Source organism: Chamaesiphon sp. OTE_75_metabat_556 (assembly GCF_031378165.1).
Taxonomy (GTDB): Bacteria; Cyanobacteriota; Cyanobacteriia; order Cyanobacteriales; family Chamaesiphonaceae; genus Chamaesiphon.
On sequence record NZ_JANNDR010000213.1, the window covers coordinates 1 to 20,914 of the forward strand.

Here is a 20,914-nt window from a genome sequence, read left to right on the forward strand (position 1 = left end):
GGGGTGACGGGGAGACGGGGTGACGGGGAGACGGGGAGACGGGGAGTATTCCAAAATCCATTCACTATCCACTATCCACTATTCACTATCCACTAAAACCTAACCAAACCGATAACCAAAACCGCGAACGGTGGTGATGTATTGGGGTTGGCTGGGATCGATTTCGAGTTTTTCGCGCAACCAGCGAATGTGGACGTCTACAGTCTTGCGATCGCCGATAAAATCGATACCCCAGACGCGATCAAGTAATTGTTCGCGATCCCAAACGCGGCGGGGGTTTTGCATGAACAGCTCCAGCAAGCGAAACTCGCGGGGTGATAAATTGACCCCAGTACCGCGCACCATCACCCGATACTCTTCAGGATATAGTGTAATATCTTGAAAATGGATCGTGGGGCTATCGGCAACCACATTCAGGCGATGGCGGCGCAGGAGCGCGCGACACCTGGCAATCAACTCTCGCATACTAAAGGGTTTGCTGATGTAATCATCGGCACCAACTTCCAAACCCAGGACTCGATCGGTTTCGGTAGTTTTGGCACTGACAATCAAAATCGGGACGTGATTGCCTTGGTAGCGTAAGAAGCGACAGAGATCTAGCCCACTCACTTTGGGCAACATCAGATCGAGGATAATCAAATCGAACGGAAAATCTTGGGGTTGTAGCGAGGGCTGTTGACACTGAGTTAGCGCGGCTTGTCCATCAGCCATCGCCACTACTTCATAACCCTCCTCCTCCAAACCTAAGACGAGTAATTCCCGAATCGATTCTTCATCTTCAACTAATAAAATCCGATTGGTGACGTTGCCTAGTTGCCCGATCGCAGAGTGGTTCGACATTTTGAGTGCAAGCATCATCACAAGTAAGTAAACTACCCGACGCTGACTTTCGGTACAGCGCGGGCTTCCCAATTCAATGGCCACCGCCGCTGGGACTCCATAGTTCCATCGGTCTTACATTGTCTCCAAGGGCAAGAGTCCTGGTTCCCAAGATCCATAGTTTTGCTCGTAACACACCCCTTGAGCTTGGTTTTTGCAGAAGGGGATAATGGTCAAGTTTATGCAATCATACCAAAGAATTTGCTCGTTTCCCGATCCACCACAGCAACGATATAACCACCTAAGATATTGAGAATACCCCTGTTCGCCAATGGTCGATCGTCATGCGTTTACATCTGAGTACTTGGACGGAAGTTGAAACTTATCTGCACCAATCCACGGGGATAATTATCCCGATCGGTTCGACCGAACAACATGGCCCGACAGGATTAATCGGTACGGATGCGATTTGTGCCGAAGCGATCGCCGAAGCTGTCGGCACGGCCACCCAAGCCCTCGTTGCACCGACGATTAATGTGGGCATGGCATTACATCATGCCGCTTTTCCAGGCACGATCAGTTTGCGTCCGAGTACGCTAATCCTGGTGATTCGCGACTATCTCACCTGTTTGGCGCGGTCTGGATTTACCAAATTCTTCTTTATTAACGGTCATGGGGGCAATATTGCCACGCTCAAGGCAGCTTATTCCGAGCTGTATGCGCACCTAGCCGATTTGCAGATGCCTAATGCCGATCTCGTTGAATGTCAGACAGCTAACTGGTTTATGTCTGGTAGTGTGTATCGGCTAGCGAAGGAATTGTATGGCGATCGCGAGGGATCTCATGCAACGCCGTCAGAAGTAGCACTGACACAATATCTCTATCCCGATGCAATTAAGTCTGCACCATTAGCTGCCAGCAATCTCTCCTCGGAACGCAAGATTCTGGGCGCGGCAGATTTTCGCCAGCGATATCCCGACGGACGGATGGGTTCCGATCCGAGTCTGGCTACCCCCGAACATGGCAAGCAATTCTTCGACCTGGCTGTTAAGGATTTAACGGCTAGTTATCTAGAGTTTTTAGCAAGTGAAAATAATTGATAGTTGATAGTTGATAGTTGATAGTTGATAGCGTTGCGATCGACACAGAAATTGATATCCAGCCCCGATCTCGATCCAGCTCAAGACGTTCGCTTTAAGGTGGGGCGCGTTAATTAATGGGAATCCCGACCGATCGCAAGAAACTGCGCAAACGTAGCAAGAATATTGTCTCTTTGATTCTGGAACTACCAGCACCCAGCTCGGCACTCGATCGATCGAGTTGTTGTTTAGTTTCGACTACTAGTTCGGCAAATTCGGTCGCCGATAGTGCTCGGCCATCGATCGGCGATCTCGCTTCGGTAATAATTTCAGTTCTGAGGACTTCTTCAGGAATATCGCGATCGATCGGGATCGGATCTGCTTTGACTGGTAACACCAGTTGACCAAAAATAGTCATCCACAACCACATTTGAGCTAAGTAAATCGTAATTTTTGGAGACATGTTAGTGAATAGTGAATAGTGAATAGTGAATAGTGAATAGAACGCAAACGTCCTTTTTTCTCCCCGCTCCCCGCTCCCAACCTATTTTCCACTAGAGCGACTGTTTAAAAAGAGATCGGTGATAGGATATTTAGCAATAACCTAGCTAGCTACCAGTCAACCGCACTCCTCTACCACTAATCGATCGCCTGCGTATGTATCCCTTAAATATACCGCCTCAGAACGAGTCTACAACTCAGCGACCGCGCCCAGGATCTCCAGCAGCTTCACCATCAGATCCCAGCTTGAATGTCGCTAAACCCAGCCAGACTCGATCGCCACAGGTCAGACAATTTGCACCAAATGCCACCCCGGCTTGGCTCACATCCCTAATGACGATCCAGCGTGGTACGCTAATCCTATTTACGAGTGCGATCGGGTTGAGTGCGATCGTCTATGGCTACACCGTCCGCACCCAAGATTTGTGGAAAAGTCAATATCAACAGTTGAAACGGTTGCGTACCCAAGAAACTCAGCAAGCCGTGATGAATGAAAATCTCAAGCAGGAGCTAGCGATCTCCGCCCAGAAACCGGACAGTGGCTTGGTGTCGCCGAGTCCCCATCTCAGCGTGTTTATCCCTAGCGCACCGCTGCGTCCGCTCAAACCTTTGCCCACTCTTCCATCGACACCAGCGACGCTCAAGTCAAAGCTCCCGATGGGTTACTAAGAGATCGTTAATTGTGGCAACGCACTCGTTAGCAGTACTAATTTTGGCAGGGGGACGGAGTTCGCGGATGGGTTGCGACAAAGCTAGCCTGGAGATCGATGGCATCCCTTTGATTCGGCAGATTTATGATACTGTCGCGGCTAGTCGAGATCTCACGGGGCGACAGTTGGCGGACACCGCCCAAATTTATGTCGTCACCCCTTGGCCGCAACGATATGAGCCGATGTTACCTGCTGCTTGTCAGTTTTTGCCCGATCGATCGCCCGACAGTGGCCCGCTCGTTGCGTTTAGTCAGAGCCTGCCCGCGATCGATGCTGACTGGACACTCTTACTTGCCTGCGATCTGCCCAATTTAGCCACCGCGATCATCCAAGCCTGGATCGATCGATTGCCCTCAATTCCGGCGGACAGTATCGCCTATTTAGCCAGACATCCAAATAAAGGTTGGGAGCCATTATGCGGCTTTTATCGCCAGATTTGCGGGGATTCACTGCGTGCCTATATTGCTGATGGCGGGCGATCTTTTCAGGGCTGGTTGCAGCTAAATGTAGTGACGGAATTAGTCATTACCGATCCCAACTGTCTGGCCAACTGCAATACCCCTGCCGATCTTGCTACCATTGTGGCGGCAAGAGCGACCCCAGCAGCACCCCCATCGTCGCCATAACATCGGTATTACGCATGTTGCCTCTGCAGGGAACTAGTCATGTCGATCTCACGGTAAAATAGTAGTCGATCGCGATAAGACCGATCGTTTGACCTCCGTATCGATCCTAGCCATGACCTTACTACCGACTGATAATACCCCGTTGTACAATCATCCCTTGCCAGAAATCGAGCAATGGTTGATGTCGATGGGCTGCGAACAAGACGATAGCGATCTGCACTGCTGGTATATCACTAAGCCCGATTGGCGGGCTGAATTGTGCTTGGATATTGAAGAACTCACCGTGCGCTATCACGCCCCCAGTAGTAGTGCCAGCAGCGATCGGAACAGCCCTTCCGCTATCGCTGGCTCTAACAGTATTTATCGCACCTTCAAATATTCACTCAGTCGGCAGGATATCGAAAATGCCGTCTTTGCTGGCCCTTAGTCCCTCGCAATCTGCCCTCAACGCTTGTAGCTGCGATCGAGATCGGCAACATTCAGTCGGAGCCTAGCCCAGATCGGCTGAAGTTATCCGTCTCGATCTCCTGTTGGCAGCCACCGCGCTCCTGCCAGAGCAGATGGGGATTGAGGATCGATCGTCCAATCATCTCACCTTGTCGCCCCATGTTTCTAGCCATCCTCATCTCTGCAATTTCTGGGCTGCTGGTAGGTGCGCTGGGTGGTTATCTTTGGCGGGAATCTACTACTCGCAAACAGTTGCAACAAGTGCTGGCGGTGATGGAGAATACCACAGATCGTGAAGATATTTCGCTGCCGATTGTCTCCCAATTGCGCCGCCGCGCGATCGTCAACCAGTACCAGCAACAACAACTTCAGCAGCAGTTATTTAGTTGGCAATCCGTATTACAAGATGCCCCGATCGGTTATCTCCAACTTGATGCTGACAATCAAGTCTTATGGTGCAATCAAACCGCTCAAAGCTTACTCCAGATCCATAAATGGCATTCTGGCAAAGCCAGACTGTTATTAGAATTGGTGCGTTCTTACGAACTCGATCTCTTAATTAGCAAGGTCAGATCGACACTAGTCAGCCAAGATCTCGTGTGGCAATTTCATTTTGGCTATCAAGAAGCTGCTAATTCCCAGTCAATTTGGCTCAAAGCCAGTTGTATACCCTTGGCAAATGGGGAGATCGGGGTCTTTGTCGAGAGCCAACAGTACCAAGTCGATGCTGCCACTGCGCGGGAACGCTGGCTCGGCGATCTGGCTCACGAAATTCGGACGCCGCTAACGGCAATCCATCTCCTGGCCGAAACATTACAAGCCAAAGTCTCGCCAGAGCTGACGCGCTGGCCGACTCGGATTTTAACCGAAACTAATCGGCTGATCGATCTAATCCGACATTTTGTAGAATTGAGTCAGCTTGAATCTACTGCCAGCCAATCGCTCCGGTTGCTAGAAGCAGATGTTGTCAAGACGATCGAGGATGTCTGGCATACGCTCGAACCGATCGCCACCCAACGCCAAATTAAATTTATTTATACCGGGCCAACTCAGTTGATGTTGGAGATCGATGCGGCGAGATTTACCCAAGTATGGATTAATTTATTTGATAATAGTCTCAAATATTGTCCCGATCACGGTCATATTTGGATCGATCTTCAGCTCCTGGCACCCGCACCGATTGTCGATGGCACTACCACCGCCAGACTACAGAGTCGCGTCGCCATTGATGTGTATGATGATGGCACCGGTTTTACCACTAGCGATCTACCCTACGTGTTTGATCGCCTCTATCGGGGTGACGTCTCTCGTCACCGCCCAGCCACTGGCAATAGTGCCCTCGCACAGACGACTGGCAGTGGACTGGGGCTGGCGATCGTCCGCCAAATTATTCTCGCTCATCAAGGCACGATCGTCGCAAACAATCACCCCACTACACATGGTGCTTGGTTCCAAATAATTTTACCGAATAATTAGTTAAAGTAGCTCTGATATTTAAGCAGATTAAGTATAAATTAAGTACGAGTCCGATCGATTCGATGTCCAGTTGTTGCGCTAATATAATCTCACGATCTCGACCGCTTTGAGCTGAGATTTGGTGGCGAAAAAGCTAGGACGATTTGGCTGCTAGCTATTTGCCCAGTCGCTAATGTCCGTACCTAAATTGACTAAAATCGCGATCTCTTCAGGATATAGTGATATTTAAGACATTTAGTAACTCAGGATAATTGTTAGGATATATTGATACCCAGTTCTAGATATTCGATCGCGCCGAAACCTAGATCATCTAATTAATTTTAAATGTGACTACATCTTATTCATTGAATGAATCTAGGCAGTTTAGACATCGCAGCCGCCGACTAGAACAGGACATGCTGCTAATGGGTGCATTGGTCGAGCAATCATTTCGACTGGCGCATCGATCGTTATTTCAGCGCGAGATTGCCACTGCCGAACAAATTCCCCAGATCGATCTCAAGATCGATCGGTTTTATCATCACATCGAAGTTGAATGCGCCGAACTGATGGCGATTGCCTCGCCCGTCGCCCAAGATTTGCGGCGACTGAGTGCCTTTATGCAAATGGTGCGAGATTTGGAGCGGATTGGGGATTATGCCAAAGATATCAGTGCCATCTCCCTCAAGTTGTTTCCCTATCCAGAACATCCTTGCTTGGCCGCGATCGAGCAGATGTCTCACCACGCTAGAGCGATGCTGGAAGCCAGTTTAGCAGCCTTAGCCAATTTAGATGGCACGGCTGGCCCCACGATTCACAAACTCGATGATGATGTCGATCGCGCCTATGATGAGATTTACCAAACTTTAGCCAGTCAAACTAATTTGCAGGGTTCGATCGAGCCGACAATTCTCCTCGCACTGACGATTCGCCATCTCGAACGGATGGCCGATCATGCGACGAATGTTGCCTATCGAGTAACTTTTATCGTGACGGGATCGAGACAGTTAATAGTTGATAGTTGATAGTTGCAACTACCCCAACATTTCGCCGATGGCTAATCTCGTACCATTGACTAAATCTGCACCGGATTGGGGGCGTTTGCCAGCAAGTTGAACTTCGCGCAGGAGCAGACAGCCAGAGCCAGTTTGGACGATCGGCCCCAAACCTTTGGCGATCTTGACTACCGTCCCAGGTAAACTATCGCTCAGATCGAGACTCGCTAGCTCTGGGAGCAACTTCTGCATTTCTGGTGGTAAATCTGCTGCAAACTCGGCACCTAATGGTGCGGTTGCGATGATTTTTAGCGGTTGGGTGCGAAAAGTCGCGACACAATTGGGATAGAAACCGCGAATTTGATTATGGATAGAAATAGGCGATCGAGTCCAATCGATCGTGTATTCTGACTTCTGAATTGGTGGAGCGGCAGTGGCGGCAGAATGCTCCTGCGGTATCGGTGTAATTCGATCGAGATTCCCAATCGTCTCAACTAGCAGTCGCGCACCCTCGACAGCCAATTTAGCCACCAATCGATCGGCATTGTCGAATAGATCGACTGGAGTTTCATACTTGAGCAGCATTGCCCCCGTATCCATCCCCGCATCCATCAGCATGGTGGTAATCCCCGTGCTCGTCACCCCATCCGTCAGGCAGCGTTGAATCGGTGCCGCCCCACGATATTGGGGTAATAGCGAACCATGAACATTAATACAGCCCAATTTAGGCAGATCGAGAATTTCTTGAGATAAAATCTGGCCATAGGCTACCACGACAAATAGATCGGCTGCCAGATCGCGGAGTGCCGAGATCGTCTCAGGATCTTTTTTGATCCGTGCTGGCTGCCAAATCGGCAGATGATGTGCGACAGCTACCGCTTTAATCGGCGATGGCGATAATTGATTGCCCCGTCCCCGATTTTTATCCGGCTGCGTCACTACCCCCACTACCTGAATTTGTGGCTCTGCGAGAAGTTGCTCTAAGGTGGGAATGGCAAATTGGGGAGTACCGAAGAAGATGATTCGCATGAATTAGTGAATAGTGATTAGTAGATAGTGAATAGCGATCGGTAGATATATATCGGTGGGCAGCGATTATCTATCGAAGCATGGTGCGTAAAAAACACCTAGCAACTATTCACTATCCACTATCCACTATCCACTTCTCCCTACTTAACTGCCACTTGTCGATGCAGACTCGCCTGCAACATCGGCGTGTTGCTCACAGAGTCATTGGCAATCGTAAATAGGGGATTGGAGAGAATTCCGGCGAGGGAAGTCGCGATCAATGTTGCTAGAGTAGCGACTTGGAGCGATCGCATCCCAGGGAGATTCCAATTGGAAACTGGGTAGTTTTTGACGACATCCGACATTTCGTTGGGTTCTTTGACTACCATCATCTTGACGACGCGCAGATAGTAGTAAATCGAGACGACGCTAGTGACTAGTGCCAGCAATACCAAACCATAGGCACCCGCTTTCCAGCCTGCCCAAAAAATGTAGATTTTGCCGAAGAAACCAGCTAAGGGGGGAATGCCACCTAAAGACAGCAGACAGATACTCAGTGCCAGCGTGAGGAAAGGATCTTTTTGATAGAGACCAGCATAATCGCTAATGCGATCGGTACCCGTCCGCAGTGTAAATAAAATCACGCAGGCGAAGGCACCCAGGTTCATAAACAAGTAAATAAACAGATAAAACACCATACTGGCATAACCAGTCTCAGTACCAATCACCATCCCAATCATCACAAATCCCGCTTGTGCGATCGACGAATATCCGAGCATCCGCTTCATACTCGTCTGCGCTAGGGCGACGACATTGCCTAGTACCATGCTCAAAATCGCCAGCGCGGTAAAGACAAAATGCCACTGCTCGATGACTTGGGGGAAGGCTGTGACTAATAACCGAATTGCCAGCGCGAACCCCGCTGCTTTGGAACCAACAGATAAGAAAGCAACCACAGGCGTCGGCGAACCTTCATAGACATCCGGCGTCCACTGGTGAAAAGGTACTGCCGAAATTTTGAACGCAATCCCCGCAATCACAAATACTAAAGAGACAACTAAGCCTAATGATAGGCTGCCATTGGCATTGGCCATCCCCGTGGCAATCTCTGGCAGGGTAGTTTCGCCACCCGATAGTCCGTAGAGTAGCGACACTCCATATAAAAATACCGCCGAACTCGACGCCCCAATTAACAGGTACTTGAGTGCCGCTTCATTCGATCGCGGATCGCGCTTCATATACCCAGTCATCAGATAGGATGAGATACTCAGGGTTTCCAGCGACACGAAAATCGTCACCAGTTCGGTAGCTCCAGAGAGTAACATCCCACCCAGGGTTGCTGTCAATAAAATTGTCACAAACTCGGCTAACGCCGTTCCCGTCTGCTCGACATAGCTAATCGACATCAATATTGTCACCGCTGCTGAGAGGACGATAATCCCCCGGAATACCACACTCAGCGAGTCACTACTATAAGCTCCGATGAAGGCGACGGGATTGGGGTTATCCCACTGCAATACCAGTGCGACGATCGCCGCCAACAAGCCACCCACCGCAATGTAAGATAAACTCCGAGCCGCACTGCGGCCGACAATCAAATCTCCTACTAAAACTGTCAACAGTGTGATAACGACGATCCCCTCTGGAAGAATCGCCCCAGCATTGAGCTGAGTAACTAAATTATTGAAATCCATAAGTTATTTAACTCGATCGGAATAGATCGCGATCGATCGCTTGGATGATATCGACCGCTCACGCTGTTTCGATCTTACCGCACTCTACTCCCGCTCCGGTAACGAACAACAATTAATATCATGAAGACAAACCTTGCCCCATTGCAGTGCCCAGCGGACTAGTGCTACCCGATTATCGACACCCGTACCAGCCTTTTCCAGGATATTGCTAATGTGATTATCGACAGTGCGTTTGCTAATTTCTAATCGAGCGGCAATCTTCTCATTAGTCAAACCAGCAGTGACTAGTTCGATGATTTCGATTTCGCGATCGGATAGCGTAGCAGGTGTTTGAAGCTTATCATCATTGGTCATCATCACTGCCTTGGTTGCTACTGGTTAGAGTTTCATCATTGGCTAGGATCGATTCTAATCCGTCCGCCTCCCCATCTGCTATCAAGTGAGATCCCTAAAATCGGATCTCTCCTGACTTAGACTTCAATTGCTGGGAGTACTCGTGGCATGATTTCGACCGCTACGATCGACACCATCGACTTTCAGTCTAGCCAATTCTTGCTGCTTTATATTAACGCACGCGCCGGAGGAAATCGCTAGCGCGTACGTTAAATCTCAACTGCCAATCGATTGAAAGCCGCTCATCACTCGCCCACAGCAACGCAATTTGGCATAGTAACCACAACCGATCGGATCGCCAGTGCGATCGCTTAAAATATCGATGCCAATCCCATTCCTACCCATTTGCACCCCAGAACTGTGGATATAGCGCAAGTCGCCCAGATGGAGAGCAACGTGATCGGTTTTGGCTGGCGTCCCAAAAAAGATCAGATCGCCAGGTACCATATTCTCGATCGAGACTCGCTCGACAAACGCCTCTTGTTGATAAGAATCGCGCGGCAACCAAATCCCTTGGGACTCAAACGCTGCTTGCATCAACCCCGAACAATCATAATTAGGTGCCACCGTGCCGCCCCATAAGTAATAATTGGGTACTTGCATGGCCGCTTGAGTAAAAACAATAATCTGCGAGATCCGAGTTGCAATTTTCGATCGATCGATCTCGATGGCTTGGTAAGTATCGATCGCTAATTCTAGCTGCTCCACATCTGCAAGTTTCAACCACGCCACATAATCATCTTCACACAACCGGACTGAAATCGCCTGCTCCGTCGGCGTCAGGGATCGGATTCGCAGCTGCCGACCGCTAGCCGCTTGTGTCGCCAGCCCCTCGCAACTAGGGGAGCTATAGAGATCGAGATCGACTCGACATTTGTATTCACTATTGGTAGATAAATTTATCATTATTAATTTTTAAATTACTAGAGTCACAAGTAAAAATCACCCGAGAATTTACTGAGCTACAACTTGAATCTTTAAAGACAGATCGAGTGTAAATACTGAGCGATCGCGATCGCATTCAATCCTCAAAAAACAGCTTAGAATTGGCTGTACAGCGGCCAATTTTATCAATTCAGATAGTAGTTGGAGTCGATCGTTGATCGGTACCCCGAAGTTGCCTGTCTAGAAGTCTATCCCGATCGAGACTATTGGTGTGTAATTTCTGATGGCGATTTGGGCATATTAATAAAGCTGCCAGTTACGCGATCGAGAGCGATGCTCCGCAGTCAGCAACATCGATAACTACAAACTTTTATCTTCATTGAGGAGTCATTGACTGTGGCGATTAGACCACCTAAATATAACTCTCAAGGCTTCACCTTGGTAGAGACGCTGGCGTCCTTGATTGTCATTGGTTTCATCATGGGCATGGCCGCACCGTCACTACTATCGCTCAATAAACCATTACGCGATGGCTCATTGCAATTTCAGGCGCATCTAAATCTGATCCGCTCCAAAGCAATCTCCAGCAATCGCGCCTATCGCCTCAAACCTAAATATCCGACGGCCGCGCTCGTACTATCGGCTCATCCAAATAGAGCTTATCCACAATCTGCTAACAATTTTGTTGTGGAATCCGCCCGCAATTGTCAAGTCACGACATCTGGTACTAATCCCTCCGATCCTACTGGTCGTTCAGATGGTTGGCAGATAGCATCTCAACTCGATCTCGATCTGCCAGAAGCAATTGGCGTAAGTAGTGATACTGCTGATGTACCTCAGGTTGGCGTACCAGCAACAACACCAGGACTCTCATTAACAATTACACCAGCCAATGGTTCCACACCTACCACAGTTGTTGCTGAATCTCATCTGAACTGGAGTATCTGCTATGACAATCGTGGCGTTGCTTTTCAACCAGTATCTTTGACGTTAAAAGATTTTCAAGCTAATAACAAAGCACAATTTTCATTCGTTGAGGTTATTGGAGTTGGTAGTGTAGAAATCAGAACTAAAGACAAAAATAGAGGTTTCCTAAATACTAGTGCAAATAATCCCGTCTTTTAATACTTACAAATTATCATAATTCATTAACTGAATAAACAGTTCTCAATAACTTTGACATATTGAATTCAAATTTTTGGCTCCAGCAAGTAATCGATGCCGATAAGCACCTTTAAAAACATGGATGTTTGACAACATGAAAATAGCGCACAACAAAACTAATTCTCACCACAAAATCCTCAAATCGACACAAGGCTTTAGTCTGCTTGAGACAGTCATTGCTCTAACCACACTAGGAATTTGTCTGGCTTATGCTATGCCACTATTCTTATATGCCAAAATTAACAACTCCAAAAGTGATATTCGGACGGGTGCTTTGATTGTTGCCCAACGCACATTTGACAATGTTCGATCGCGACCAATTGCGGGTATGCCCGACAATGATGGCGTGGCTAGCCCAACAACTGGTAATCCAGTGACTCAACCCACAGATGTCAACAATCCTAGCGATTCGGAGAAATTATTAACCAAAGCAATGGGTCGGCAATATCAAACCAAGATTACTTATTGTGAAGGTAAGAATGTGGATGCAACGGTTTGTAGCAGTCAATATCGAAAATTTAAAGTAGAGGTAAGTTATCGTGGTTCAAAAGTATATGATCTTGAAGGCACTTATACCGCATTTTAAGAAATCCCAGCAGTTAAACAAAGGTTTTACGCTGCTCGAACTAATTTTTGGCCTGACAATCATGATCTTTGTCGGTGGACTGGCGATGAATGCTTTTGTCGAGACTAGTAGTACCTTTAGCAAAGACAAAAAAAGTATCGATTCTATTCAGAATCTATCGGCAATTCTCGAAATGATTGGTAATGATATCAAACAATCTGGAGAACTAATTAGTGACAATTCGTTTCCCACGATCGAGTTTGCTCCCAATACCGACATAGGGAGCATGACTGGTTCTTCCAAAATCACGATTCGCAGAGCCGTCAGCGATGCATTAACATTGTGTGAGAATATCGTTGCCGGGACAAATCCTACGACAATAACGACTCTAAAGGTTGCAGATAATACTCCCACCACCGTAACCGCATCTACCAATTGCGACGTCAGAACGACTACCAATCCACTGTTGGTGATTCGACCAGCTACTCGAACAGATATTACTGTTTACCCCACCGATCCAGCAAATATATATCCAACGACGAGACTAGCCCTGACGCTGCCGACCGCGCTCCGCAAAGCGCGAGATTATCGCTGCAAACTTGACGAACCCAATCCTACTGTTGCTTATGATAGTTCGACTAGAGTAGCCGACGATTTTTGCAATACATCACCACCAACGCCAAATCCTGAAAGATTAAGAATTGCAGTGTCCGATGAAAATGGACATATGCTGATCTTCAATCAAACAAATGAGACAGCAAATGCTGCCAATGGATTGGATACTGTTGTTAACACTAAAAGATACAGTATTACAGTCCAGGCTAGTGGATCGATCGACTATCCGACAGGTTTCGATCAAAAAACGATCGATAACAACACCAAAAACAAAGCAGTTGCATATAGTATCGGTAAGCCGATCTATATATTAGAGGAAAGAGTTTATACATTAAAAAACACGGGTGAATTTCAAGTATCTGTGAATGGACAAGCTCCCTCAACACTGATCAAAAAAATTGATAAATTTAGGGCTTCTGCGCGGATTTACAATCTTACAGACAGGAACATCAATCCTTCACCAGCAGCAGATGTCTGCTCTAACACAGCACCATTCTTAGCTCAACCCACCACCGGAACTGCCGAGAATCCACAATACATATGTAAATTTAATTACAATGCTTCAGTAGCAGATGACGACGTCAGTTGGAAATTGCTAGCTGGAGTTAAAATCGAGCTACATGCTAAATATGATGGCGCGGGTCAAGCTGCGACAGTTGGTGTTAACGACAAAGATGCTAACGGGTTGAACACGATGGAGAGACTCCAAGCTGCGGCTGAATATTTCCCCCGCAATGTCCTCTCGAAGTAAGTGCGGTATGCTGTAGACAGATAGATAGTCATAATTAGGTCTGGGAGTAGATCGGATGAGTTGGCAAGGTTCGCAAACAGCAGCAGATCGATTTTTCGGGAGTATTGCTTATTTACTCCCGATCGCTGACGTATTCTTTTTTGGTAAATTTGTATTTGCACAGTTTCCGATCGCGGAGCAGATATATCAACCACTAGTACCGTTACTAGCACTGAATAACGACCGGATTGGTGGTTTATTGCTATTTTTAGGGCTATATATCGGCGTTGTCATCAATGCTAAAGTCAATCGATTTATCCGGTTCAATGTGCTGCAAGCAATTTTGATCGGTATTTTGCTATCTTTGTGCGGACTCTTGTTGCAATATGTGTTGCTGCCGATCCTTGGCCTCGGCGCGTTGACTCAAGTCTTGATGAACACGGTCTTCTTTGGTACCTGGGCGATTTCCATATATGGCATGATCATGTCAGCATTGGGAAAATACACCGAAATCCCTCAATTATCGGAAACGGCTCAGATGCAAGTCGATCGCTACTAAAATATTGACTCGATCGATCGCGATCTGTCATAATGAGGGGCTGTCTATAACTTAAGCTCGGATCGGGTTAAATTCTGACAAATGTCTGGCAATCGACGCCAAAGACTACCCGTACGGCATTTCACATCACTAAATCTATGACTTACGCAATTATTGAAACTGGTGGCAAGCAGATGCGGGTCGAGCCAGGTCGCTTTTATGACATCGAATTGTTACCCGGCGCGGCTGATAGCACCGTATCGATCGATAAAGTATTCTTGCTCGAAAATAATGGCAGCATCCAAATCGGGCAGCCGCTAGTTGCTGGTGTTACCGTCGAAGGTACCATCATGCGCCACTACCGCGCGCGCAAGGTGATCGTCTACAAAATGCAACCTAAAAAGAAAACGCGGAAAAAACGCGGTCACCGTCAAGAAGTAACTCGCTTGATGATTGATTCTATTAGTGTTAATGGTAGCGCGATCGCCAAAGCTGAAGCGGTTGCAGTCGCTGCGTAGCCGGAACCCACCCCTGCCCCTCCCAAGAGGGGAGTAAGAGTAAGACAATTTTTTAGTAATTCGAGGTAATTATGGCTTCTAAGAAGGGTACGGGTAGTACTAGAAACGGTAGAGATTCAAACGCCCAGAGATTGGGTGTCAAAAAATATGGTGGTGAAGTAGTCAAAGCTGGCAACATCATCGTCCGCCAACGCGGTTCCTCTTTTCACGTCGGTAATAATGTCGGCCTCGGCAAAGACTACACTATCTATGCTCTCGTCGATGGCGTTGTCACCTTCGAGCGCAGAGGCAAAAATGGTAAAAAAATCAGCGTTTATCCTGTTGCGGTAGCCGCATAGGAATACTCTTTAACTGATCTAAAAATAGGGATCTACCATGAGGTATGTCCCTATTTTGTGTGAGTATTTAGCAACCAGCTACCAACTCTAGAGCGAGCGGGGAAGACACTACGCAAACGAGGTAGAATAAGAACCATCAGTCTGCTAAACCTTGTTTGAATTTTCACGAACATCAGTTGTAGACTAAAGCGGCGACGGTCAGAGTGCTAGTTTCTAGATACCAAACCTCTTGGCGATCGCTGTTGAACTCACCAATCATCAGCTTTAACTAAACTAGCTATGCTCGATCCGAATCTGGACGAAATCCAGTTATTACCTGAAGAATATGCCCGCTATTCGCGGCATCTGATCCTCCCCGAAGTCGGGCTTGACGGTCAAAAACGGCTCAAAGCCGCCAGCGTGCTTTGCGTCGGCACCGGGGGACTCGGTTCACCATTGTTGCTATATCTGGCGGCTGCTGGCATCGGGCGGTTGGGGATTGTCGATTTCGACGTGGTAGATCACTCCAATCTTCAACGCCAAGTCATTCACGGCACTTCCTGGGTCGGCAAACCCAAAATTGAATCGGCCAAGAACCGGATTCATGAAATCAATCCTTACTGCCAAGTCGATCTCTATGAGACAGCTTTAAGCTCGACTAATGCACTCGATATCATTCGCCCTTACGATATCGTCGTGGATGGTACCGATAATTTTCCCACGCGGTATCTAGTCAATGATGCTTGTGTCTTATTAGATAAACCCAACGTCTACGGGTCAATTTTTCGATTTGAAGGACAGGCGACTGTCTTCAACTATCAAGGCGGCCCGAACTATCGCGATTTGTACCCAGAACCACCACCACCAGGCATGGTACCTTCCTGTGCCGAAGGTGGCGTTTTAGGCATCCTCCCAGGCATTATCGGGGTGATTCAGGCGACGGAGACTGTCAAGATTATCCTCGGCCAAGGCACGACCCTCAGCGGGCGATTGGTATTGTACAATGCCCTAGAGATGAAGTTCCGCGAGTTGAAACTGCGTCCCAATCCCGTGCGGCCAGTTATCGAAAAACTAATCGATTACGAAATGTTTTGTGGAATTCCTCAAGCAAAAGCGGCTGAAGCGGAGCAACAAAGTATGCTAACAGAAATGACTGTGACCGAACTCAAGCAACTAATCGATAGTGGTGCAAAGGATTTTGTCCTGATCGACGTTCGTAATCCCAATGAATACGATATTGCCAAAATTCCTGGCTCGATCTTGATTCCGTTACCAGATATCGAACAGGGTAAAGGGATCGAACAAGTCAAAGCAGCTCTCAATGGTCATCGCTTAATTGCTCATTGTAAGATGGGCGGTCGATCGGCTAAAGCCCTATCCATCCTCAAGGAAGCTGGCATTGAGGGCACGAATGTCAAAGGCGGTATCCAGGCTTGGAGTCGGGAAGTCGATTCTTCTGTGCTGGAATATTAATTCCCCCACCAACTATTTATCCCGAATCTTATCTCCCCGACTTCTTTGAAGAAGTTGGGGAGATGTTTTAACTAGCATGGCAATTGCGGTTCGAGAGCCACGATCGAGTCGATCGATTTTAGAGCAATGTATTAAAGTAATCAACATACGCTCGATCGCCAATAGCTAACTAGTGGAGATAAAAAATGCCCAAAGTCGAGACAAATAATCGCCAGCACGCTATCGTCATCGGTGGCAGCTTGGGTGGATTGTTGACGGCTCGTGTCTTGAGCAAGCATTTCGATCGCGTGACGATCCTCGAAAAAGATCGGGTCGATCTGCGACCTGAATCTCGTCCCGGACAGCCTCAAACGCGTCATTTACACGCGCTGCTGGCCACGGGACTCAATGTGATGAGCGATTACTTTCCCGACTTACCACAGGCGTTGGTCGCTCATGGCGCGATCGTCAATGATTTTGCCGAGTCGATGCGGTGGTATAGCTATGGTGGTTATCGAGCACAATTTAAAATCGGTTTCAACATTACCACAATGAGCCGAGTGCTATTGGAGCACCTAGTGCGCGAGCGGGTGCTGGCACTGCCACAGATCGAACTACTCGATCGAGCCACAGTCAAGCAATTGGTAGCGACACCAACCAGCGAAGATCGCTCAGATGCCCCGAACCGACGAGTTATTGGCGTAATTGTCGCCCCACAGGATAACACAGGTCAACCGACGACCCTCAGTGCCGATCTGGTCGTAGATGTAACTGGGCGGAATTCCCTCTCTCCCCAATGGTTGCAGGATTTGGGCTATGTACCACCTCCAGAAAGTGAGGTGATAGTCAATGTCGGCTATGGGACGCGGATTTATCGACGCGATCCGGAAGATCCCCGCAGCCAAACTTGGATCTTGAGCACGCCGGAAGCTCCACATCAAAAAAGATTTGGGGGGATGTTCCCAATCGAGGGAAATAGGTGGTTGGTATCGATCGGTGGTTGGCATGGCGAACGCACCCCGCTCGATGATCTTGGATTCCTGGAGTTTGCTCGCAGTCTGCCATCGGCGGATATTTATGAGGCTATCTGTGCCTGTGAGCCACTATCCGAAATTATCCCGCACAAGTTTGTGTCTAGTCGGCGCAGACACTACGAACGCCTGAAACGATTTCCCGCAGGCTATATCGTCTTAGGCGATGCAATTGCTAGCTTCAATCCCACCTATGGGCAGGGGATGACAGTAGCTGCGCTCGAAGCCGCAGAACTCGATCGATTGTTAAGTGCGGATCGCTCGGACGATCGCTTGGCCGCGACTTTTTTCGATCGAGTTGCCAAAATTATCGAGATCCCTTGGCAATTAGCCGTCGGCGAGGATTTCCGCTTTCCCCAAACAACGGGCACCAAACCTTTTGGTGTCGAGATCCTCAATCACTATGTCAAACGATTACATCAAGCAACTTTACGAGATCGGGTAGTTAGCGATGCCTTGTTCAAAGTCATGAATCTAATCAATCCGCCCAGTACCCTGTTTCATCCCCAGATTGTGTGGCGGGTTTTGATGGCGAGATCGTGAGCCTTTTGATTAAAATTAGTTGCATGTGATTGACACCAACTAGAAATTTTATCTAGATTCTATTGAGTATAGTCATAGTTGAGTAATAGTTATGGGCGACGCCAAACGACGGAAAGAACAAGGAACACCAGAATCCAAACGGATTGTCTCGTGGTTACCGCTGACAACTACTCAATCAGAGGACTTTGTCCGCGTGAGTACTCAAGGGGCTTGGATCGGGATCGGACTGTTGGTGTTTGCTTGGTTGATGGTGCGATTAATTGGGCCGAGTTTTGGGTGGTGGCAGCTCGCGGGTTAGATCGTCCGCAGTACGGTAATTAGGGTAGCGATCGCCCCAGACATCGCCAGTTATTCAATGTCATAATGGCATTTAGATACTTGTCGATCTGCCGATCTGGCGATCGATTTGACGCTCCGATCGAGAAACTACGCCAACGAGTGGATATGAATTCTTCAGAAACAGCTTTAACTCGCTCCTATAGTCAAGAAGACGTCCAACAAATTTTGAACATCGCGTTGGCGCAACATCCGAGTGCGGGTACGGAATTATCTTACGCACAGTTACTCGAAATTGCTGACGAATTGCGGATTGCCCCCGATCAGCTCAAGCTAGCCGAAACCCAGTGGTTGACGAACCAAAGTGCTAGCGAAAAATTCAAAGAGTTTGATGCATATCGGCGATCTAAATTTCAAGACAAATTCGGTAAATATGCAATTACCAATAGTTGCTTGGTTGCCCTCAATTTTCTGACCGGATTTGGCGTGCCGTGGTCTTTGTACGTGCTAATTTTTTGGGGAATGAGTTTTGGTCTAGATGCCTGGAAACTCTTCTATCAACGCCAAGGACAAGCCTACGAACGCGCTTTTAAAAACTGGGAACGCAAACAAAAGATTCAAAAATCAATTACAGGATTAATTGATAAATTGGTGTGAATTAGCACCGATTTCATTGCCTCAGATCGAACTTGAATTCCAACTACCACCGATCGTTCCTACCTTAGCAGCTATCGCCCCTAACTCACAACCGCCATATGTTACCATTCAAGACCTTCGGTAAACAATGGCGATGGTTATTGTTATGGACGGCCATTGGGGCTGGTTTACGATTGGCTAATTTAGACTGCAAACCGCCATGGACGGATGAATTTAGAACGATTGTTTTGAGTGTGGGCAACAGTTTTAGTTCGGTACCGCTCGATCGAGTCATTAATGTCCATAACTTACTCGCTCCCTTTATTCCCAATCCCCATGCGACAGTGGGGGATATTATCCATCACATATCAACTGAGGATCGTCAGCCCCCGATCTACTTTGTGCTGGTTTATTGGTGGATGAAACTGTTTCCCACTCAGGCCGGATTCGTCGATCTGTGGGCGGCGAGAGCTTTGCCAGCGGTGCTAGGTATATTGACAATTCCCTGTGTTTATCTGTGTACTTACGCGATCTTCGATCGGCATAACCTGAGAGCCAGCGCGCCCGAACAGCCCCAGCGGGCACAATTGATCGCCAACTTCACCGCTGCGATGTTGGCGGTGTCGCCTTATGGCGTATTTATCGCTCAAGAAGCGCGTCATTATAGTTTGGCGATCTTGTGGGTGACGATCTCGATTAGTTGCTTGGCGATCGCCTGTCAATATCTTACTAGCGATCACAAGTTACCCGTCAGTACGATCTCGATCTGGGTAGTTGTGAATATTTTGGGCGTAGGGACGCATTCTCTATTTGGGGTTGCGGCGATCGCCCAGTTGATGACTGTCGGCGCGATCTGGTGGTGGCAGACGCATCAAAAAACCCCTTTTGGCTCAGGAATTACCTCAAATCATCGCTTAAAATTTAGATGGCCGCGATTAGCGTTCGCGCTGCTGAGTCCGGCGACCGGAGTGGCAGTATGGCTGTGGTGGTTATCGAGTAATATCGATCTGCGTAGTTCTAGCTGGCTGAATAACAAACCCCCTCAAGGGATCGAAATCCTCAACCCCTTATTCCAAATTCTGGGGGCAGCGATCTCGATGATGTCGCTGCTATTGGTAGAAGTCACCGAACTCCCCCCTGCGATCCTGTCCAAACAGCTGATCGATCTCAATATCCCCACGGTCATACTATCGGCGATTTTGATGCTTGCGTTCTTTGCCTGGGTGTTACCAATGCTCGATCGCGGTGTAAAATGCCAATTGCAGCGCGTGCAGACCCAGATGGGAACGCTGGCGATTGTCTACTTTACGGTAATTGCGATCGGGTTATATCTAATCCTGCCAGGGCTAACGGGCTTTGATATTACACGCGGTGCGAGGTATCACTTTAGTTACTTTCCCAGCCTGACGATGCTGATCGGGCTGGGATTAGCTAGTTGCTGGCAGCGTCGCCCCTCGATCGCCAAATGGGTATCGGGAAAACAAGCTGTAACGATCGTCTTAATGATGGGCTTTGTCAGTAGTACGATTGTCGCGAGTAACTATGGTTATCACAAATACTATCGTCCCGAACAGCTCATCGCCCCACTCGCGCTCTCGGCACCGCGTCCCATCCTGATTGCCACAACGCACGATAGTCTCGTTCAGGTGGGCGAGATGATGGGATTGGCATGGGAAATGCGTCGCACCCGATCGAACTGGCTGTTGACCAATACGCAGTTTTTATTGGCGAGTCAATTGCCAAAATTATGCGATTCCGCAGGGCGGACGCTACGCGAACGCGATTGCCCCGCTACCCAGCGGCTGCGGGAAACAGTCGATCGATTCGCACAGCCAATCGATCTCTGGCTGATTAATTTTCATGCGCCTGTAAACCTACCGCAGACTTGCGCTCGTTCCAAGCAGTTTACGCGGGGAG

The 20,914-nt window shown here is 48.2% G+C and carries 25 protein-coding genes; 18 read left to right on the forward strand and 7 right to left on the reverse strand.

Annotated elements, in window-relative coordinates; all coding sequences use genetic code 11:
• Positions 1–99: 99 nt before the first annotated feature.
• The gene (locus RMO27_RS08720) at positions 100–855 is read right to left on the reverse strand and encodes a winged helix-turn-helix domain-containing protein (RefSeq protein ID WP_396133645.1); all 756 of its coding nucleotides are present in this window, start codon (positions 853–855) and stop codon (positions 100–102) included.
• 308 nt (positions 856–1,163) lie between these two features.
• On the opposite strand from RMO27_RS08720, the gene RMO27_RS08725 reads away from it, so the two are divergent.
• Positions 1,164–1,919: a creatininase family protein gene (locus tag RMO27_RS08725; protein WP_309731413.1), complete on the forward strand. Its 756-nt coding sequence runs from the start codon at positions 1,164–1,166 to the stop codon at positions 1,917–1,919.
• Positions 1,920–2,028: 109 nt separating this feature from the next.
• Here the strand turns inward: RMO27_RS08725 and RMO27_RS08730 are convergent, their stop codons facing one another.
• Positions 2,029–2,361 carry a hypothetical protein gene (locus tag RMO27_RS08730; RefSeq protein ID WP_309731415.1) on the reverse strand — a complete coding sequence of 111 codons (333 nt, stop codon included), beginning with the start codon at positions 2,359–2,361 and terminating at the stop codon, positions 2,029–2,031.
• A 194-nt stretch (positions 2,362–2,555) separates the two neighbouring features.
• Between RMO27_RS08730 and RMO27_RS08735 the strand changes: the two genes are divergently transcribed.
• The 3 genes from RMO27_RS08735 (at position 2,556) to RMO27_RS08745 (ending at position 4,162) form a co-directional block, all read left to right on the forward strand.
• Positions 2,556–3,068, forward strand: a complete 513-nt coding sequence (locus RMO27_RS08735) for a hypothetical protein (protein WP_309731417.1) — start codon at positions 2,556–2,558, stop codon at positions 3,066–3,068.
• A 13-nt stretch (positions 3,069–3,081) separates the two neighbouring features.
• The gene (locus tag RMO27_RS08740) at positions 3,082–3,735 is read left to right on the forward strand and encodes a molybdenum cofactor guanylyltransferase (protein WP_309731418.1); all 654 of its coding nucleotides are present in this window, start codon (positions 3,082–3,084) and stop codon (positions 3,733–3,735) included.
• Positions 3,736–3,847: 112 nt separating this feature from the next.
• Positions 3,848–4,162, forward strand: a complete 315-nt coding sequence (locus RMO27_RS08745) for a DUF3143 domain-containing protein (protein ID WP_309731420.1) — start codon at positions 3,848–3,850, stop codon at positions 4,160–4,162.
• 52 nt (positions 4,163–4,214) lie between these two features.
• Here the strand turns inward: RMO27_RS08745 and RMO27_RS08750 are convergent, their stop codons facing one another.
• Positions 4,215–4,355, reverse strand: coding sequence for a hypothetical protein (locus RMO27_RS08750; RefSeq protein WP_309731422.1), 141 nt, complete (start codon positions 4,353–4,355; stop codon positions 4,215–4,217).
• Here RMO27_RS08750 and RMO27_RS08755 point away from each other — a divergent pair.
• Complete coding sequence (locus RMO27_RS08755) at positions 4,342–5,658, forward strand: HAMP domain-containing sensor histidine kinase (RefSeq protein ID WP_309731424.1); 1,317 nt, start codon at positions 4,342–4,344, stop codon at positions 5,656–5,658. The genes RMO27_RS08750 and RMO27_RS08755 overlap by 14 nt on opposite strands.
• Positions 5,659–5,984: 326 nt before the next feature.
• Positions 5,985–6,662: a phosphate signaling complex protein PhoU gene (gene phoU, locus RMO27_RS08760; protein ID WP_309731426.1), complete on the forward strand. Its 678-nt coding sequence runs from the start codon at positions 5,985–5,987 to the stop codon at positions 6,660–6,662.
• A 9-nt stretch (positions 6,663–6,671) separates the two neighbouring features.
• Here the strand turns inward: phoU and fmt are convergent, their stop codons facing one another.
• The 4 genes from fmt to RMO27_RS08780 all read right to left on the reverse strand — a co-directional run bounded on the left by fmt (position 6,672) and on the right by RMO27_RS08780 (position 10,633).
• Entirely contained in the window at positions 6,672–7,661 is a 990-nt protein-coding gene (gene fmt, locus RMO27_RS08765; protein ID WP_309731428.1) for a methionyl-tRNA formyltransferase, read from the reverse strand.
• A gap of 140 nt (positions 7,662–7,801) precedes the next feature.
• On the reverse strand, positions 7,802–9,334 hold the full coding sequence (locus tag RMO27_RS08770) for an NAD(P)H-quinone oxidoreductase subunit N (RefSeq protein WP_309731429.1): 1,533 nt from the start codon (positions 9,332–9,334) through the stop codon (positions 7,802–7,804).
• Positions 9,335–9,418: 84 nt separating this feature from the next.
• A complete protein-coding gene (locus tag RMO27_RS08775) occupies positions 9,419–9,688 on the reverse strand; it encodes a helix-turn-helix transcriptional regulator (protein ID WP_309731431.1) in 270 nt (89 codons plus the stop codon).
• A 255-nt stretch (positions 9,689–9,943) separates the two neighbouring features.
• Entirely contained in the window at positions 9,944–10,633 is a 690-nt protein-coding gene (locus tag RMO27_RS08780; protein WP_309731433.1) for a C40 family peptidase, read from the reverse strand.
• Positions 10,634–10,813: 180 nt separating this feature from the next.
• On the opposite strand from RMO27_RS08780, the gene RMO27_RS08785 reads away from it, so the two are divergent.
• The 12 genes from RMO27_RS08785 to RMO27_RS08840 form a co-directional block, all read left to right on the forward strand.
• Positions 10,814–10,972: a hypothetical protein gene (locus tag RMO27_RS08785; RefSeq protein WP_309731435.1), complete on the forward strand. Its 159-nt coding sequence runs from the start codon at positions 10,814–10,816 to the stop codon at positions 10,970–10,972.
• A gap of 36 nt (positions 10,973–11,008) precedes the next feature.
• The gene (locus RMO27_RS08790) at positions 11,009–11,737 is read left to right on the forward strand and encodes a prepilin-type N-terminal cleavage/methylation domain-containing protein (protein ID WP_309731437.1); all 729 of its coding nucleotides are present in this window, start codon (positions 11,009–11,011) and stop codon (positions 11,735–11,737) included.
• Positions 11,738–11,870: 133 nt separating this feature from the next.
• The gene (locus tag RMO27_RS08795) at positions 11,871–12,362 is read left to right on the forward strand and encodes a type II secretion system protein (RefSeq protein ID WP_309731439.1); all 492 of its coding nucleotides are present in this window, start codon (positions 11,871–11,873) and stop codon (positions 12,360–12,362) included.
• The gene (locus RMO27_RS08800; RefSeq protein WP_309731440.1) at positions 12,316–13,707 is read left to right on the forward strand and encodes a type II secretion system protein; all 1,392 of its coding nucleotides are present in this window, start codon (positions 12,316–12,318) and stop codon (positions 13,705–13,707) included. The genes RMO27_RS08795 and RMO27_RS08800 overlap by 47 nt, the downstream gene beginning before the upstream one ends.
• Positions 13,708–13,762: 55 nt before the next feature.
• Positions 13,763–14,245, forward strand: coding sequence for a Tic20 family protein (locus RMO27_RS08805; RefSeq protein ID WP_309731442.1), 483 nt, complete (start codon positions 13,763–13,765; stop codon positions 14,243–14,245).
• Between the two features lie 137 nt (positions 14,246–14,382).
• Positions 14,383–14,742 carry a 50S ribosomal protein L21 gene (gene rplU / locus RMO27_RS08810; RefSeq protein WP_309731444.1) on the forward strand — a complete coding sequence of 120 codons (360 nt, stop codon included), beginning with the start codon at positions 14,383–14,385 and terminating at the stop codon, positions 14,740–14,742.
• Between the two features lie 71 nt (positions 14,743–14,813).
• Positions 14,814–15,080, forward strand: a complete 267-nt coding sequence (rpmA, locus tag RMO27_RS08815) for a 50S ribosomal protein L27 (RefSeq protein ID WP_295618876.1) — start codon at positions 14,814–14,816, stop codon at positions 15,078–15,080.
• A 279-nt stretch (positions 15,081–15,359) separates the two neighbouring features.
• Positions 15,360–16,532 carry a molybdopterin-synthase adenylyltransferase MoeB gene (moeB, locus tag RMO27_RS08820; protein ID WP_309731447.1) on the forward strand — a complete coding sequence of 391 codons (1,173 nt, stop codon included), beginning with the start codon at positions 15,360–15,362 and terminating at the stop codon, positions 16,530–16,532.
• A gap of 185 nt (positions 16,533–16,717) precedes the next feature.
• Positions 16,718–18,085 (forward strand): FAD-dependent monooxygenase, encoded by a 1,368-nt coding sequence (locus RMO27_RS08825; protein WP_309731449.1) that lies wholly within the window; start codon positions 16,718–16,720, stop codon positions 18,083–18,085.
• A 91-nt stretch (positions 18,086–18,176) separates the two neighbouring features.
• Entirely contained in the window at positions 18,177–18,383 is a 207-nt protein-coding gene (locus RMO27_RS08830; RefSeq protein ID WP_309731451.1) for a DUF2839 domain-containing protein, read from the forward strand.
• A 65-nt stretch (positions 18,384–18,448) separates the two neighbouring features.
• Positions 18,449–19,018: a 2TM domain-containing protein gene (locus tag RMO27_RS08835; RefSeq protein WP_309731453.1), complete on the forward strand. Its 570-nt coding sequence runs from the start codon at positions 18,449–18,451 to the stop codon at positions 19,016–19,018.
• Between the two features lie 98 nt (positions 19,019–19,116).
• The coding region (locus RMO27_RS08840; RefSeq protein ID WP_309731455.1) for a hypothetical protein at positions 19,117–20,914 on the forward strand (1,798 nt) is incomplete at its 3' end.